Here is a 15,528-nt window from a genome sequence, read left to right on the forward strand (position 1 = left end):
GCTCAGGCCGAGGTGCGCGGCAGGGTGTCGTCGCTACGCAGGGTGAGGATCTCGTAGCCGCCCTGGGTGACCAGCACGGTATGCTCCCACTGGGCGGAGAGCTTGCGGTCCTTGGTGATGGCGGTCCAGCCGTCGCCAAGCAGGCGGGTTTCCGGGCGACCCTGGTTGATCATCGGTTCGATGGTGAAGATCATGCCTTCCTTGAGCTCCACGCCGGTGCCGGAGCGGCCGTAGTGCAGTACCTGCGGTTCTTCGTGGAATACCGCGCCGATGCCGTGGCCGCAGTACTCGCGAACCACCGAAAAGCCGTTCTTCTCGGCGTGCTTCTGGATCACCTCGCCGATGTCGCCCAGGCGCGCGCCCGGCTTGACCATCTGGATGCCCTTGTACATGCATTCCTGGGTGATTTGCGCCAGGCGCTCGGCCCATTCGGGGACCTTGCCGACCATGAACATCTTGCTGGTGTCGCCGTGGTAGCCATCCTTGATCACGGTGACGTCGATGTTCAGCACGTCGCCGTCCTTCAATGGCTTGTCATTGGGGATGCCGTGACAGACCACGTGATTGAGCGAGGTGCAGATCGACTTGGGGAAGCCTGGACGGCCCGGCGCGGCGCCATAGTTGAGCGGGGCGGGGATGGCCTTCTGCACGTTGACGATATAGTCGTGGCAGATGCGGTCGATTTCCTCGGTGGTGACGCCCGGCTTGACGTGCTCGCCGATCATCTCCAGCACTTCGGCGGCCAGGCGGCCGGCTACGCGCATTTTTTCGATTTCGTCGGGAGTCTTGATGGTGACGGTCATGCGGTCTCTCTCGGCGCCGGTGGCGCTAGGCGAATCAGGGAAGGCGGCAATTCTAACAAAGAAAGCCGCCCGGCGGCGGCCCGGCGCTAAAGTGGGGTTTGGCTAGCCTGTTGCACCTTTGTGTGATATAAAACGCGCCGCTTTACGGGCTGTGGCCTGTTGAGCATTAACCCGCACACGTATCGACACGATTTCCTGGGTGCCCGCAAGGGTTGGAGATTGGGATGCGTGGAGGCCTAACCCGACTTATCAAGGAACTATCATGTCCCAAGTCAACATGCGCGATATGCTGAAGGCCGGTGTGCACTTCGGCCACCAGACCCGTTACTGGAACCCGAAAATGGGCAAGTTCATTTTCGGCGCTCGTAACAAGATCCACATCATCAACCTGGAAAAGACCCTTCCGATGTTCAACGACGCCCTGTCGTTCGTCGAGAAGCTGGCTTCCGGTAAGAACAAGATTCTGTTCGTCGGCACCAAGCGCTCCGCTGGCAAGATCGTTGCTGAAGAAGCTGCACGTTGCGGTTCCCCGTACGTCGATCACCGCTGGCTCGGCGGCATGCTGACCAACTTCAAGACCATCCGTGCTTCGATCAAGCGCCTGCGCGAGCTGGAAACCCAGTCCCAGGACGGTACCTTCACCAAGCTGACCAAGAAAGAAGCTCTGATGCGCTCCCGTGATCTGGAAAAACTGGATCGCAGCCTGGGCGGCATCAAGGACATGGGCGGTCTGCCGGACGCTCTGTTCGTGATCGACGTTGACCACGAGCGCATCGCTATCACCGAAGCCAACAAGCTGGGTATCCCGGTCATCGGCATCGTCGATACCAACAGCAGCCCGGAAGGCGTTGACTACATCATTCCGGGTAACGACGACGCCATCCGCGCCATCCAGCTGTACATGGGTGCCATGGCTGACGCCGTGATCCGCGGTCGTGGCAACTCCGCTGGCGGCACCGACGAGTTCGTCGAAGAAGCTGCCTCCGAGGCCAGCGAAGGCTGATAACGGGATCGACCATCCCGTTGCGCGAGAAGGGGGCTAGGCCCCCTTTTTGCCACTTACGAATTTTGTGCCCGGCGTGGCCGGGTTGAATGGTTGAAACACCACTTCAAGAGGATTAGGAACATGGCAGAAATCACTGCAGCCCTGGTTAAAGAACTGCGCGAGCGTACTGGCCAAGGCATGATGGAGTGCAAGAAGGCTCTGGTTGCCGCTGAAGGCGACATCGAGAAGGCCATCGACGATATGCGCGCCTCCGGTGCCATCAAGGCCGCCAAGAAGGCTGGCAACGTCGCTGCCGAAGGCGCCATCGCCGCTCGCGTCGAAGGTGGCCGTGGCCTGCTGATCGAAGTCAACTCGCAGACCGACTTCCTGGCCCTGCAGGACGACTTCAAGGCCTTCGTCAAAGAAAGCCTGGACGAAGCCTTCGCCCAGAAGCTGACCGATGCCGCTCCGCTGATCGCTTCCCGCGAATCCGCTCGTGAGGCCCTGGTTGCCAAGTGCGGCGAGAACGTCAACATCCGTCGTCTGGCTGCTGTTGAAGGCGAAGTCGTAGGTTCCTACCTGCACGGCCATCGCATCGGTGTTCTGGTTGTCCTGAAAGGCGGCAACGAAGAACTGGCCAAGCACGTTGCCATGCACGTTGCTGCTTCCAACCCTGCCGTTCTGAGCCCGTCGGACGTTTCCGAAGAGCTGATCGCCAAGGAAAAGGAAATCTTCCTGCAGCTGAACGCCGAGAAGATCGCCGGCAAGCCGGAGAACATCGTCGAGAACATGGTCAAAGGCCGTATCGCCAAGTTCCTGGCCGAAGCCAGCCTGGTCGAGCAAGCCTTCGTCATGGATCCGGAAGTCAAGGTCGGTGAGCTGGTCAAGAAAGCCGGCGCCGAAATCGTTTCCTTCACCCGCTACGAAGTGGGCGAGGGCATCGAGAAGGTTGAGGCTGACTTCGCTGCCGAAGTTGCTGCTCAGGTAGCCGCTGCCAAGCAGTAAGACGGTTTCGCACTGTCGAACAGAAGAGGCTGCCCGCTCACGCGTGCAGCCTCTTTTGCAAAGCGCGGGAGCATCCCGCACGAATTCACCGGGCAGTAGTCTGACTGCCGGGTAAGATAAGTAGCCAAACAACGCCGCAGGAGAGACTCGCAATGGCTCAGCAGGTTAGTGGTCGTCAGCCTCGCTATAAACGCATTCTGCTCAAACTAAGCGGCGAAGCCCTGATGGGTTCGGAAGAGTTCGGCATCGATCCCAAGGTGCTGGATCGCATGGCGCTGGAAGTCGGCCAACTGGTTGGCATCGGCGTGCAGGTCGGCCTGGTGATCGGTGGTGGCAACCTGTTCCGCGGTGCTGCGCTGTCCGCCGCCGGCATGGATCGGGTCACTGGTGACCACATGGGTATGCTGGCTACCGTGATGAACGCCCTGGCTATGCGCGACGCCCTGGAGCGTTCGAATATCCCGGCGCTGGTCATGTCCGCCATTTCCATGGTCGGTGTGACCGATCACTACGATCGCCGCAAGGCCATGCGCCACCTGTCCGCTGGCGAGGTGGTGATCTTCGCCGCCGGTACCGGCAACCCGTTCTTCACCACCGACTCGGCGGCCTGCCTGCGCGCCATCGAGATCGATGCCGATCTGGTGCTGAAAGCCACCAAGGTCGATGGCGTGTACACTGCCGATCCTTTCAAGGACCCCAATGCGGAGAAGTTCGATCGCCTGACCTATGACGAGGTGCTCGACCGCAAGCTGGGCGTGATGGACCTGACGGCCATCTGCCTGGTACGCGATCACAAGATGCCGCTGCGGGTCTTCAACATGAACAAGCCTGGCGCCCTGCTGAATATCGTAGTGGGCGGCGGCGAAGGAACCCTGATCGAGGAGGATGCACAATGATCAACGAGATCAAGAAAGACGCCCAGGAGCGTATGGTCAAATCCCTGGAGTCCCTGGGTCGTAACCTGGCCTCCATTCGTACCGGTCGTGCGCATCCGAGCATTCTGGATAGCGTCAAGGTCCCGGCCTACGGCAGCGACATGCCGCTGAACCAGGTTGCTGCGATCACCGTGGAAGACGCGCGTACTCTGAAGATCGTCGCCCACGACAAGACCCTCAGTGCTGCGATCGAGAAGGCCATCATGACCTCCGATCTCGGTTTGAACCCGAGCAGCGCTGGCGCCACCATTCGCGTGCCGATGCCTGCCCTGACTGAAGAGACCCGCAAGGGCTACACCAAGCAGGCGCGCGGCGTTGCCGAGGATGCCAAGGTGGCCGTGCGTAACGTGCGTCGCGATGCCCTGGCCGAGCTGAAGAAGCTGTCCAAGGACAAGGAAATCAGCGAAGACGAGGAGCGCCGTGCTGCCGATGAAGTGCAGAAGCTCACCGACAAGTTCGTTGCCGAAGTCGACAAGGCCCTGGAAGCCAAAGAAGCCGACCTGATGGCGGTGTGATGTGAGCAAGGCCAAGCAGGAAGCTCCGGCGGCTGTACCGCGCCATGTTGCCATCATCATGGATGGCAACAATCGTTGGGCGAAGAAGCGCCTGTTGCCTGGCGTAGCCGGGCACAAGGCCGGCGTCGATGCGGTGCGTGCAGTCATCGAGGTCTGTGCTGAGTCCGGCGTCGAGGTGCTGACCCTGTTCGCCTTCTCCAGTGAGAACTGGCAGCGTCCGGCCGAGGAGGTCGGCGCGCTGATGGAGCTGTTCCTCTCGGCCCTGCGCCGTGAAGCGCGCAAGCTCAAGGACAACGCCATCAGCCTGCGCATCATCGGCGACCGCTCGCGCTTCCATCCGGAGCTGCAGGCCGCCATGCGCGAGGCCGAGTTGCAGACGGCTGGCGAGAACCGCTTCGTCCTGCAGATCGCCGCCAACTATGGCGGCCAGTGGGATATCGCCCAGGCTGCCCAGCGTCTGGCGCGCGAGGTTCAGGCCGGTCACCTGCAGAGCGAAGACATTACCCCCGAGCTGCTGCAGAGCTGCCTGGCCACCGGTGACCTGCCGTTGCCGGACCTGTGCATCCGCACTGGCGGTGAGCATCGCATCAGCAATTTCCTGCTCTGGCAGCTGGCTTATTCCGAACTGTACTTCTCCGACCTGTTCTGGCCGGACTTCAAGCACGAGGCCATGCGCAAGGCGCTGGCCGATTTCGCTACCCGCCAGCGTCGCTTCGGCAAGACCAGCGAGCAGGTGGAAGCCGAGGCTCGCCAATGCTGAAGCAGCGCATCATCACTGCCCTGATCCTGTTGCCCATCGCCCTGGGCGGCTTTTTCCTGCTCGAGGGCGCCTGGTTCGCCCTGTTCATCGGCGCCGTAGTCACTCTGGGTGCCTGGGAGTGGGCGCGCCTGGCTGGCCTCGAGACGCAGCCGCAGCGCGTGGCTTACGCGGTCGTGGTTGCGGCGCTGCTCTATGGCGCCTGGCTGCTGCCGGTACTGGCGCCCTGGTTGCTGGGCGCTGCGGTGCTCTGGTGGCTGGCGGCGACCCTGCTGGTGCTCAATTACCCTGATAGCAGTCGCTACTGGGGTGGCCTGTCCGGCAAGCTGCTGATCGGCCTGCTGATCCTGCTGCCGGCCTGGCAGGGCCTGGTGCTTCTCAAGCAGTGGCCGCAGGCCAATGGCCTGATCATCGCGGTGATGGTACTGGTCTGGGGTGCCGACATTGGCGCCTACTTCGCCGGCAAGGCCTTCGGCAAGCGCAAGCTGGCGCCTCGGGTCAGTCCAGGCAAGAGCTGGGAAGGCTTCTATGGCGGCCTGCTCGCCAGTCTGCTGATCACCCTGGCGGTCGGCCTGCAGCAGGGCTGGCAGGTGGTCGATCTGCTGCTGGCGCTGGCCGGGGCGGCCCTGGTGGTCGCCGTATCGGTGATCGGTGACCTGACCGAAAGCATGTTCAAGCGCCAGTCCGGCATCAAGGACAGCAGTAACCTGCTGCCAGGACATGGCGGTGTGCTTGATCGCATCGACAGCCTGACCGCCGCCATCCCCGTGTTCGCCGTGCTGTTGTGGCTGGCTGGATGGGGCGTGCAGTGAGTCAGCCGCAAAGGATCACTGTGTTGGGGGCCACCGGCTCCATCGGTCTCAGCACTCTCGATGTCATTGCGCGCCATCCCGAGCGCTATCGCGCCTTCGCCCTCACGGGGTTTTCGCGGATCGCCGAGTTGAAGGTGCTCTGCCTGCGCCATCGCCCTGAATTTGCCGTCACGGCAGACCAGGCATCGGCCCGCGTGCTGCAGGATGCCTTGGATGCGGCGGGCCTGCAGACGCACGTTCTGGCTGGCGAAGCCGGGTTGTGCGAGGTGGCGCGGCACTCCGAGGTGGATGCGGTGATGGCTGCCATCGTCGGCGCGGCCGGTCTCAAGCCGACCCTGGCCGCGGTGTCCGCAGGCAAGAAGGTGCTGCTGGCCAACAAGGAGGCGCTGGTGATGTCCGGTGACCTCTTCATGCAGGCCGTTAAGGAGCATGGCGCCACCCTGCTGCCCATCGATAGCGAGCACAACGCGATCTTCCAGTGTCTGCCGGGCGATTACGCCCGCGGGCTCGGTGCTGTGGGTGTGCGCCGCATCTTGCTGACCGCCTCCGGCGGACCTTTCCGCGAGACGCCGCTGGCCGAGCTGGAGCGGGTATCGCCCGAGCAGGCCTGTGCTCATCCGAACTGGTCCATGGGGCGCAAGATCTCGGTGGACTCGGCGAGCATGATGAACAAGGGATTGGAGCTGATCGAGGCCTGTTGGCTGTTCGATGCGCGGCCATCCCAGGTCGAGGTGGTGATTCATCCGCAGAGCGTGATTCATTCCCTGGTCGATTACGTGGATGGTTCGGTGCTGGCCCAGCTGGGTAATCCGGACATGCGCACGCCCATTGCCAATGCTTTGGCTTGGCCTGAGCGCATCGATTCGGGAGTTGCGCCGCTCGATCTATTCGCCGTCGCGCGCCTGGATTTCCAGCGTCCGGACGAGCAGCGCTTTCCCTGCCTGGCGCTGGCGCGGCAGGCCGCTGAAGCGGGCGGCTGCGCTCCGGCGCGGCTGAATGCGGCCAATGAAGTGGCGGTGGCGGCGTTTCTCGAACGGCGCATCCGCTTCCCCGAGATCGCGAGTATCATCGAGGACACCCTGAATCGAGAGGCTTCGGCAGTGGTCGAAGACCTGGACGCCGTACTGGCGGCGGATGCCCGGGCTCGTGCCCTGGCGGTCGACTGGTTGAATCGCCACGGGCGCTGAGGCCCGAAGGAAGACGCAATGAGCGCGCTGTACATGTTCTTCGGCACCCTGATCGCGCTCGGGGTGCTGGTCACCTTCCACGAGTTCGGCCATTTCTGGGTGGCGCGTCGTTGTGGCGTCAAAGTGCTGCGCTTCTCCGTGGGCTTCGGCAGTCCGCTGGTGCGCTGGCATGACCGCCAGGGTACCGAGTTCATGGTCGCCGCCATCCCGCTGGGCGGCTACGTGAAAATGCTCGATGAGCGCGAGGGCGATGTGCCGCTCGAACAGCTCGACCAGGCCTTCAATCGCAAGTCGGTTGGTCAGCGTATCGCCATTGTGGCTGCCGGTCCGATCGCCAACTTCCTTCTGGCCATCCTGTTCTTCTGGATCATCGCCATGCTCGGCACGCAGCAGGTGCGCCCGGTGATCGGCCAGGTGGCGCCGGAGAGCCTGGCGGCGGCCGCTGGTCTGCGTGCGGGGCAGGAGATCGTCTCGGTGGATGGCGAGGCGACGCCGGGCTGGTCCGCAGTCAATCTGCAGCTGGTCCGCCGTCTCGGCGAGAGCGGTATCGTCGAGTTGCAGGTGCGCGACGAGGGCGGCTCGCTGGTTTCCAATCGTCAGCTGGTGCTGCGCGACTGGTTGCGCGGCGTCGACGAGCCCGAGCCGCTGTCTTCGCTGGGTATTCAGCCTTGGCGCCCAGCAACCTTGCCGGTAGTCAACGAACTGGACCCCGAAGGACCGGCCCAGGCGGCGGGTGTGCGTCTGGGGGATCGTCTGTTGGCGCTGGGTGAGCTGCGCGTGGATGACTGGCAGCAGGTGGTCGACTGGGTGCGCAAGCATCCCGGCGAGATCGTCACCTTGCGCCTGTCCAGAGATGGTGAGCAGCAGGAGTTGCCGCTGACGCTGGCGAGCAAGGGGGAGGGTGATTCGCGTGCCGGCTACCTTGGTGTTGGCGTGAAAGGCGGCGAGTGGCCCGCCCACATGCTGCATGAGGTCAGCTTCGGTCCTCTCGATGGGGTGATCGAGGGGCTCCGTCGCACCTGGGGAATGACGGTGCTAACCCTTGATTCGCTGAAGAAAATGCTGTTCGGCGAGCTGTCGGTAAAAAACTTGAGTGGGCCGATAACCATTGCTAAAGTGGCGGGCGCTTCGGCTCAGTCCGGCGTGGCGGATTTCCTCAATTTCCTCGCCTATCTGAGCATTAGCCTGGGGGTTCTCAATTTGCTGCCCATTCCCGTTCTGGATGGGGGGCATTTGCTGTTCTACCTGGTCGAGTGGGTGCGTGGTCGCCCGCTGTCGGAACGGGTGCAGGGTTGGGGCATTCAGATCGGTATCAGTCTGGTGCTGGGGGTGATGTTGCTGGCCCTGGTCAATGATTTGAGCCGTCTGTAATCGAATAGCTGAATTCCGAATCTGCCGCGTATCGCGGCAGTTTCTTTATTATCAGTTGGAATAAGAAAGGACTTCATGAAACGTCTGCTGCTACCTGCGGTTCTCGCCGCACTGATGATCGCCGAAGTTCACGCCGAGTCCTTCACCATCACAGATATCCGCGTCAACGGCCTGCAGCGAGTCTCCGCCGGCAGCCTGTTCGGCGCCTTGCCGCTCAACGTCGGCGATGCGGTTGATGATGGTCGTCTGGTGGACGCTACCCGCGCTCTGTTCAAGACCGGTTTCTTCCAGGATATCCAGCTCGGCCGCGAAGGCGACGTGCTGGTTATCAACGTGGTCGAGCGCCCGTCCATCTCCACCATCGAGATCGAGGGCAACAAGGCGATCAGCACCGAAGACCTGATGAAGGGGCTGCAGCAGTCGGGCCTGGCCGAAGGCGAGATATTCCAGCGCGCCACCCTTGAGGGCGTGCGCAACGAGCTGCTGCGCCAGTACGTGGCCCAGGGCCGCTACTCGGCCGAGATCGAAGCCGAAGTGATTCCGCAGCCGCGTAACCGTGTGGCGCTGAAGATCAACATCAATGAAGGCTCGGTCGCCGCGATCCAGCACATCAACATCGTGGGTAACACCGTCTTCCCCGATGATGATCTGGCCCTGCTGTTCGAGCTGAAGACCACCAACTGGCTGTCCTTCTTCAAGAACGACGACAAGTATGCCCGCGAGAAACTGTCCGGTGACCTGGAGCGTCTGCGCTCCTACTACCTAGATCGCGGCTACATCAATATGGACATCTCCTCCACCCAGGTGTCCATCACGCCAGACAAGAAGCACGTCTACATCACCGTCAACGTCGATGAAGGCGAGAAGTACAGCGTCAGCGAAGTGAAGCTGTCCGGTGACCTTAAGGTGCCGCAGGAAGAAGTCGAGAAGCTGCTGCTGGTCAAGCAGGGTCAGGTCTTCTCGCGCAAGGTGATGACCACCACTTCCGAGCTGATCACCCGCCGCCTCGGTAACGAGGGCTACACCTTCGCCAACGTCAACGGCGTGCCGCAGCCCAACGACGAAGATAAGACAGTTGCCATCACCTTCGTGGTCGATCCGGGCAAGCGTGCCTATGTAAACCGCATCAACTTCCGCGGTAACACCAAGACCGAGGACGAAGTGCTGCGCCGCGAGATGCGTCAGATGGAAGGCGGCTGGGCCTCCACCTATCTGATCGACCAGTCCAAGACTCGTCTGGAGCGACTTGGCTACTTTAAGGAAGTCAACGTCGAGACTCCGCAGGTGCCGGGTACCGACGACCAGGTCGACGTCAACTACAGCGTTGAAGAGCAGCCTTCCGGCTCCATCACAGCCAGCGTCGGCTTCGCGCAGAACGCCGGTCTGATCCTCGGCGGCTCGATCAGCCAGAATAACTTCCTGGGTACCGGCAACAAGGTCAGTCTCGGTCTGACCCGCTCCGAATACCAGACCCGCTACAACTTTGGCTTCGTCGACCCCTACTGGACCGTCGACGGCGTCAGCCTGGGCTACAACGCCTTCTATCGCACCACCGACTACGACGAACTGGATACCGACGTATCGAGCTACTCGGTGGACAGCCTCGGTGCCGGCGTGAGCATTGGCTATCCGATCAGCGAAACCGCGCGCCTGACCTATGGTCTGACCGTGCAGCAGGACTCCCTCGACACCGGTTACTACACCGTCGACGAGATCCTGGCGTTCATGGACGATGAGGGTGACAACTTCCTCAACTTCAAGGGCTCCATCGGCTGGTCCGAGTCGACCCTGAACCGTGGCACCATGGCGACCCGTGGCCATTCGCAGAGCCTGGTGCTTGAGTCGACTCTGCCGGGCAGCGACCTGTCGTTCTTCAAGCTGGATTACCGTGGCCAGATCTTTGCGCCGCTGACCCAGGCTACCGGCCTGCGCTTCCACACCGAGCTGGGCTACGGTGACGGCTATGGTTCTACCACCGGCCTGCCGTTCTATGAGAACTACTATGCCGGTGGCTTCAACTCGGTACGTGGTTTCGAAGACAGCACCCTCGGCCCTCGTAGTACTCCGAGTGTGGCGCGAGATAAGGATGGCAATGCTTTACCGGGTGGCGAGGGCGCAGGTCCAGGTGTCGACGGTCGTTATACCGACGACCAGGATCCGGTTGCTTACGGTGGTAACGTGCTGATCCAGGGTGGTGTCGAGTACCTGTTCCCGCTGCCGTTCGTGAAGGATCAGCGCTCGCTGCGTACCGTGCTGTTCTGGGACGTGGGTAGCGTGTTCCTCACCGATTGCCCGACCAAGACCGCTACCACTCGATTCATGAACACCAGCAGTTGCGGCAGCATCGATATGAGCAACCTGGCCAGTTCGGTGGGTGTCGGCCTGACCTGGGTTACCGCCATGGGCCCGCTGAGCTTCAGCCTGGCCGCGCCGGTGAAGAAGCCCGACGATTCCGACCCGCAGATCTTCCAGTTCTCGCTGGGCCAAACTTTCTAATATTTGCTAGACAACGGTTTGACGTTGCAGGAGTACATCGTGCGTAAGTTGACTCAACTGGTTCTGGTTGCCGCTGCAGTGGTCGCGACCCCCGCTTTCGCCGAGATGAAGATCGCGGTGATGAACTACCAAATGGCCCTGCTTGAGTCGGATGCTGCCAAGAAGTACGCCGTCGACGCCGAGAAGAAGTTCGGTCCGCAGCTGAACAAGCTCAAGCAGCTCGAGTCCGACGCCAAGCGCATCCAGGATCGCCTGGTCAAGGATGGCGACAAGCTGCAGCAGGCCGAGCGTGAGCGCCTGGAGCTGGAATTCAAGCAAAAGGCCCGTGACTTCCAGTTCCAGTCCAAGGAACTGAACGACGCCAAGGCAGTTTCTGACCGCGACATGCTCAAGCAGCTCAAGCCGAAGCTGGACAAGGCCGTCGAGGAAGTGATCAAGCAGGGCAACTATGACCTGGTACTGGAACGTGGCGCCGTGGTCGACGTCAAGCCGCAGTACGAGATCACTCGTCAGGTCATCCAGCGCATGAACACCCTGCGCTGAAGATGAGCGCACCGGTCTTCACCCTCGGCCAACTGGCCGAGCGTCTTGGCGCCACCTTGCGTGGTGCCGCGGACAAACCGATCCGTGGCCTGGCGACCCTGCAGGACGCGGGTTCGGATCAGCTGAGCTTCCTGTCCAACGCGCAGTACCGCAAGTTCCTGGCCGACACCAAGGCCGGCGTCGTGCTGCTGACCGCTGCCGATGCAGAGGGCTATGCCGGCGATGTGCTGTTGGTGGCCAATCCCTATCTGGCCTTTGCCCAGCTCTCTCACCTGTTCGACACCAAGCCTGTCGCCCCCGCCGGTGTGCATCCGTCCGCTGTAGTGGCGGCCGACGCGCAGGTCGACCCGAGTGCCAGTATCGCCGCCTACGCGGTGATCGAGAGCGGCGCCCGGATCGGCAAAGGCGTGACCATTGGCGCTCATTGCGTGGTGGGTGCTCGTAGTGAGATCGGTGAGGGTGGCTGGCTGGCACCGCGCGTGACCCTCTATCACGATGTGAAGATCGGCAAGCGCGTGGTCATTCAGTCCGGAGCCGTGCTCGGTGGCGAGGGCTTCGGCTTCGCCAACGAGAAAGGTGTGTGGCAGAAAATCGCGCAGATCGGCGGCGTGGTGTTGGGCGACGATGTCGAAGTCGGTGCCAATACCACCATCGATCGCGGCGCCCTGGCCGATACTCTGATCGGCAACGGCGTGAAGCTGGACAACCAGATCATGATCGCGCACAACGTGCAGATCGGCGATCACACCGCAATGGCTGGCTGTGCCGGCATTTCCGGCAGCACCAAGATCGGCAAGCACTGCATGATCGCTGGTGGCGTAGGCATGGTTGGGCACATCGAGGTGTGCGACAACGTGTTCGTCACCGGTATGACCATGGTTACCCGCTCGATTACCGAGCCAGGCGCCTATTCTTCCGGTACTGCGATGCAGACTGCATCCGATTGGAAGAAGAGTGCGGCCCGTATCCGTCAACTGGACGACATGGCGAAGCGCCTGCGCGAGCTGGAAAAGCGCCTCGCCGCCGTGACCTCGGGCGATCAGGCCTCATCAGATGCCTGATCGTGCCTCAGGCACGCCCCCATTTTTAGTAAAGGCTTTCTGCAAATGATGGACATCAACGAGATTCGCGAATATCTGCCGCACCGCTACCCCTTCCTGCTGGTGGATCGGGTTGCCGAGCTGGATATCGAAGGCAAGACCATTCGCGCCTACAAGAATGTCAGCATCAACGAGCCTTTCTTCAACGGCCACTTCCCCGAGCACCCGATCATGCCGGGCGTGCTGATCATCGAGGCCATGGCCCAGGCCGCTGGTATCCTCGGCTTCAAGATGCTCGACGTGAAGCCTGCCGATGGCACCCTCTACTACTTCGTCGGCTCCGATAAGCTGCGTTTCCGCCAGCCGGTACTGCCGGGCGACCAACTGGTGCTCGAGGCCAGGTTCCTCAGCGTCAAGCGCAGCATCTGGAAGTTCGAGTGCCGCGCCAGCGTCGATGGCAAGGAAGTCTGCTCGGCTGAAATCATCTGCGCGGAACGCAAGCTATGAGTTTGATCGACCCTCGCGCCATCATCGATCCGTCGGCCAAGCTGGCCGCGGATGTCCAGGTCGGCCCCTGGTCGATCATCGGACCTGATGTGGAGATCGGCGAGGGTACTGTGGTCGGCCCGCATGTCGTGCTCAAGGGCCCGACGGTGATCGGCAAGCACAACAAGATCTACCAGTTTTCCTCGGTGGGCGAAGACACGCCTGACCTCAAGTACAAGGGCGAGCCGACCCGCCTGGTGATTGGCGATCACAACGTGATCCGCGAGGGCGTGACCATTCACCGTGGCACCGTGCAGGACCGTGGCGAGACCACCATCGGCGACCACAACCTGCTGATGGCCTATGTACATATCGGTCATGACAGCGTGATCGGCAACCACTGCATCCTGGTCAACAACACTGCACTGGCCGGTCATGTGTGGGTCGACGACTGGGCTATCCTCTCCGGCTTCACCCTGGTCCACCAGTTCTGCCGTATCGGCGCCCACAGTTTCTCCGGCATGGGTACTGCCATTGGTAAGGACGTGCCGGCCTACGTCACCGTGTTCGGCAACCCGGCCGAGGCGCGGAGCATGAATTTCGAGGGCATGCGCCGTCGCGGCTTCAGTGCCGAGGCCATCGCTGCCCTGCGTCGGGCCTACAAGGTGGTCTACCGCCAGGGGCTGACCGTCGACCAGGCGCTGGCCGAGCTGGCCGAGTCCTCCGCACAGTTCCCGGAAGTGGCGGTATTCCGCGACTCCGTCCAGGCTTCGACCCGCGGCATCACCCGCTGACATGAGCCGCCCCCTTCTCGTTGCGCTGGTGGCCGGAGAGGCCTCCGGCGACATCCTCGGCGCCGGCCTGATGCAGGCGCTCAAGGCCAAGCACCCGGAAGTCCAGTTCATCGGCGTCGGTGGTCCGCGCATGGAGGCCGAGGGGCTGGTTTCCGCCTTCCCCATGGAGCGCCTGGCGGTAATGGGCCTGGTCGAAGTGCTCGGTCGTCTGCGCGAGCTGCTGGGGCGGCGCAAGCGCCTGATCAAGGACCTGATCGCCGCCAAGCCGGACGTGTTCATCGGTATCGATGCCCCGGACTTCAACCTGACCCTCGAGCTCAAGCTGCGCCAGGCCGGAATCAAGACCGTGCACTACGTCAGCCCGTCCGTCTGGGCCTGGCGGCAGAAGCGCGTGCTGAAGATCCGCGAAGCCTGTGACCTGATGCTGACCTTGTTCCCCTTCGAGGCGCGCTTCTACCTGGACCACCAGGTGCCGGTGCGCTTCGTCGGCCATCCTCTGGCCAACACCATTCCATTGCAGGCCGATCGTGCCGGTGCCCGCGAGGCTCTGGGGCTGGCAGAGGACGAAGCCGTGGTTGCGCTGCTGCCAGGTAGTCGTGGTGGTGAGGTGGGGCGCCTTGGCGAGCTGTTCCTCGACGCTGCCGAGCGCTTGCGCGCCCTGCGCCCCGGTGTACGCTTCGTGCTGCCCTGCGCCAATGCCGAGCGCCGTGCTCAGCTGGAAGCCATGCTTGCCGGACGCAACCTGCCGCTGCTGTTGCTCGATGGTCGCTCCCACGAGGCCCTGGCCGCCTGCGATGCGGTGCTGATCGCCTCCGGCACGGCGACCCTCGAGGCCCTGCTGCACAAACGCCCCATGGTCGTGGCCTACAAGGTGGCGCCGCTGACCTATCGTATTCTCAAGCGCTTGGTGAAGAGCCCCTACATCTCGCTGCCCAACCTGCTGGCCGAGCGCATGCTGGTGCCGGAGCTGATCCAGGATGCCGCGACTCCCGACGCTCTGGCGCAGACCCTGGCGCCGCTGCTGGACGATGGCGCGGTGCAGACTCTGGGCTTCGATGTGATCCACCGTGCCCTGCGCCAGGATGCCTCGCAGCAGGCTGCCGACGCCGTGCTCAAGCTGGTGGGGCAGGCCTGATGCAGCTCGGTCTGGATTTCGCCCTGGTCGAGGAGCTCGTGGCTGGTGTCGACGAAGTCGGCCGCGGCCCGCTCTGCGGACCGGTGGTTACCGCCGCGGTGATCCTCGATCCTGCTCGTCCCATCGCCGGCCTCAACGACTCGAAGAAGCTCAGTGAGGCGCGTCGCGAGAAACTCTTCGACGAGATTCGCGAGAAGGCGCTGGCCTGGTGCATCGCCCGTGCCGAGGTCGAGGAGATCGACCAGCTGAACATCCTGCATGCCACCATGCTGGCCATGCAGCGCGCGGTGGAAGGCTTGAGTGTCACCCCGAAGCTGGCGCTGATCGACGGCAACCGTTGCCCGAAGCTGGCGGTGCCCAGCGCCCCGGTGGTCGGTGGCGACGCCCAGGTGCCGGCCATCGCTGCCGCTTCGATCCTGGCCAAGGTCAGCCGCGACCGTGAGATGGCCGAGATGGAGAAACTCTATCCGGGCTACGGCATCGGCGGGCACAAGGGCTATCCGACGCCGGTGCACCTCGAAGCCCTCAAGCGTCTGGGCGCCACGCCCATTCATCGGCGCTCTTTCGCGCCGGTGCGCAAGGTGTTGGAAGGTAGTTAAGTCTCAAGCTGCCCTTTGTAATCAGGCCCGGTACAATCCGGGCCTTATCGTTTTTGCGTCACCTA

General features: G+C 62.6%; 16 protein-coding genes. 15 read left to right on the top strand and 1 reads right to left on the bottom strand.

What is annotated here, in order from left to right; all coding sequences use genetic code 11:
• Nucleotides 1-2: 2 nt before the first annotated feature.
• A complete protein-coding gene (map, locus tag PTT45_RS03915) occupies nt 3-803 on the bottom strand; it encodes a type I methionyl aminopeptidase (RefSeq protein ID WP_273811629.1) in 801 nt (266 codons plus the stop codon).
• Between the two features lie 262 nt (nt 804-1,065).
• Here map and rpsB point away from each other — a divergent pair, with 262 nt between their 5' ends.
• From rpsB to rnhB, 15 genes are all read left to right on the top strand, one after another.
• Nucleotides 1,066-1,806, top strand: a complete 741-nt coding sequence (gene rpsB / locus PTT45_RS03920) for a 30S ribosomal protein S2 (protein WP_273811630.1) — start codon at nt 1,066-1,068, stop codon at nt 1,804-1,806.
• A gap of 123 nt (nt 1,807-1,929) precedes the next feature.
• A complete protein-coding gene (gene tsf, locus PTT45_RS03925; protein ID WP_273811631.1) occupies nt 1,930-2,793 on the top strand; it encodes a translation elongation factor Ts in 864 nt (287 codons plus the stop codon).
• 152 nt (nt 2,794-2,945) lie between these two features.
• Nucleotides 2,946-3,689 (top strand): UMP kinase, encoded by a 744-nt coding sequence (pyrH, locus tag PTT45_RS03930; RefSeq protein WP_273811632.1) that lies wholly within the window; start codon nt 2,946-2,948, stop codon nt 3,687-3,689.
• On the top strand, nt 3,686-4,243 hold the full coding sequence (gene frr / locus PTT45_RS03935) for a ribosome recycling factor (protein ID WP_043306946.1): 558 nt from the start codon (nt 3,686-3,688) through the stop codon (nt 4,241-4,243). Before pyrH ends, frr begins: the two co-directional genes overlap by 4 nt.
• 1 nt (nt 4,244) lies before the next feature.
• Nucleotides 4,245-5,003 (top strand): polyprenyl diphosphate synthase, encoded by a 759-nt coding sequence (uppS, locus tag PTT45_RS03940; RefSeq protein ID WP_273811633.1) that lies wholly within the window; start codon nt 4,245-4,247, stop codon nt 5,001-5,003.
• Nucleotides 4,997-5,812: a phosphatidate cytidylyltransferase gene (locus PTT45_RS03945; RefSeq protein ID WP_273811634.1), complete on the top strand. Its 816-nt coding sequence runs from the start codon at nt 4,997-4,999 to the stop codon at nt 5,810-5,812. The genes uppS and PTT45_RS03945 overlap by 7 nt, the downstream gene beginning before the upstream one ends.
• The gene (ispC, locus tag PTT45_RS03950) at nt 5,809-6,999 is read left to right on the top strand and encodes a 1-deoxy-D-xylulose-5-phosphate reductoisomerase (RefSeq protein WP_273811635.1); all 1,191 of its coding nucleotides are present in this window, start codon (nt 5,809-5,811) and stop codon (nt 6,997-6,999) included. The genes PTT45_RS03945 and ispC overlap by 4 nt, the downstream gene beginning before the upstream one ends.
• Nucleotides 7,000-7,017: 18 nt before the next feature.
• Nucleotides 7,018-8,370, top strand: coding sequence for an RIP metalloprotease RseP (gene rseP / locus PTT45_RS03955; RefSeq protein ID WP_273811636.1), 1,353 nt, complete (start codon nt 7,018-7,020; stop codon nt 8,368-8,370).
• Nucleotides 8,371-8,445: 75 nt separating this feature from the next.
• On the top strand, nt 8,446-10,866 hold the full coding sequence (bamA, locus tag PTT45_RS03960; RefSeq protein WP_273811637.1) for an outer membrane protein assembly factor BamA: 2,421 nt from the start codon (nt 8,446-8,448) through the stop codon (nt 10,864-10,866).
• 39 nt (nt 10,867-10,905) lie between these two features.
• Nucleotides 10,906-11,409, top strand: a complete 504-nt coding sequence (locus tag PTT45_RS03965; protein ID WP_273811638.1) for an OmpH family outer membrane protein — start codon at nt 10,906-10,908, stop codon at nt 11,407-11,409.
• A gap of 2 nt (nt 11,410-11,411) precedes the next feature.
• Complete coding sequence (gene lpxD / locus PTT45_RS03970) at nt 11,412-12,470, top strand: UDP-3-O-(3-hydroxymyristoyl)glucosamine N-acyltransferase (RefSeq protein WP_273811639.1); 1,059 nt, start codon at nt 11,412-11,414, stop codon at nt 12,468-12,470.
• A 45-nt stretch (nt 12,471-12,515) separates the two neighbouring features.
• Nucleotides 12,516-12,956 carry a 3-hydroxyacyl-ACP dehydratase FabZ gene (fabZ, locus tag PTT45_RS03975; protein WP_021701230.1) on the top strand — a complete coding sequence of 147 codons (441 nt, stop codon included), beginning with the start codon at nt 12,516-12,518 and terminating at the stop codon, nt 12,954-12,956.
• A complete protein-coding gene (gene lpxA / locus PTT45_RS03980; protein WP_273811640.1) occupies nt 12,953-13,729 on the top strand; it encodes an acyl-ACP--UDP-N-acetylglucosamine O-acyltransferase in 777 nt (258 codons plus the stop codon). The genes fabZ and lpxA overlap by 4 nt, the downstream gene beginning before the upstream one ends.
• A gap of 1 nt (nt 13,730) precedes the next feature.
• Entirely contained in the window at nt 13,731-14,864 is a 1,134-nt protein-coding gene (lpxB, locus tag PTT45_RS03985) for a lipid-A-disaccharide synthase (protein ID WP_273811641.1), read from the top strand.
• Nucleotides 14,864-15,463: a ribonuclease HII gene (gene rnhB / locus PTT45_RS03990; protein ID WP_273811642.1), complete on the top strand. Its 600-nt coding sequence runs from the start codon at nt 14,864-14,866 to the stop codon at nt 15,461-15,463. The genes lpxB and rnhB overlap by 1 nt, the downstream gene beginning before the upstream one ends.
• Nucleotides 15,464-15,528 lie beyond the last annotated feature (65 nt).

The sequence above is a fragment of the Pseudomonas sp. Gutcm_11s genome, assembly GCF_028649395.1.
Lineage (GTDB): Bacteria > Pseudomonadota > Gammaproteobacteria > Pseudomonadales > Pseudomonadaceae > Aquipseudomonas.

Excerpts from the sequence above, each read along its gene's own strand:
- map (WP_273811629.1), bottom strand. The coding sequence starts at position 803 with ATGACCGTCACCATCAAGACTCCCGACGAAATCGAAAAAATGCGCGTA.
- rpsB (WP_273811630.1), top strand. The coding sequence starts at position 1,066 with ATGTCCCAAGTCAACATGCGCGATATGCTGAAGGCCGGTGTGCACTTC.
- tsf (WP_273811631.1), top strand. The coding sequence starts at position 1,930 with ATGGCAGAAATCACTGCAGCCCTGGTTAAAGAACTGCGCGAGCGTACT.
- pyrH (WP_273811632.1), top strand. The coding sequence starts at position 2,946 with ATGGCTCAGCAGGTTAGTGGTCGTCAGCCTCGCTATAAACGCATTCTG.
- frr (WP_043306946.1), top strand. The coding sequence starts at position 3,686 with ATGATCAACGAGATCAAGAAAGACGCCCAGGAGCGTATGGTCAAATCC.
- PTT45_RS03945 (WP_273811634.1), top strand. The coding sequence starts at position 4,997 with ATGCTGAAGCAGCGCATCATCACTGCCCTGATCCTGTTGCCCATCGCC.
- rseP (WP_273811636.1), top strand. The coding sequence starts at position 7,018 with ATGAGCGCGCTGTACATGTTCTTCGGCACCCTGATCGCGCTCGGGGTG.
- bamA (WP_273811637.1), top strand. The coding sequence starts at position 8,446 with ATGAAACGTCTGCTGCTACCTGCGGTTCTCGCCGCACTGATGATCGCC.
- lpxD (WP_273811639.1), top strand. The coding sequence starts at position 11,412 with ATGAGCGCACCGGTCTTCACCCTCGGCCAACTGGCCGAGCGTCTTGGC.
- fabZ (WP_021701230.1), top strand. The coding sequence starts at position 12,516 with ATGATGGACATCAACGAGATTCGCGAATATCTGCCGCACCGCTACCCC.
- lpxA (WP_273811640.1), top strand. The coding sequence starts at position 12,953 with ATGAGTTTGATCGACCCTCGCGCCATCATCGATCCGTCGGCCAAGCTG.
- lpxB (WP_273811641.1), top strand. The coding sequence starts at position 13,731 with ATGAGCCGCCCCCTTCTCGTTGCGCTGGTGGCCGGAGAGGCCTCCGGC.
- rnhB (WP_273811642.1), top strand. The coding sequence starts at position 14,864 with ATGCAGCTCGGTCTGGATTTCGCCCTGGTCGAGGAGCTCGTGGCTGGT.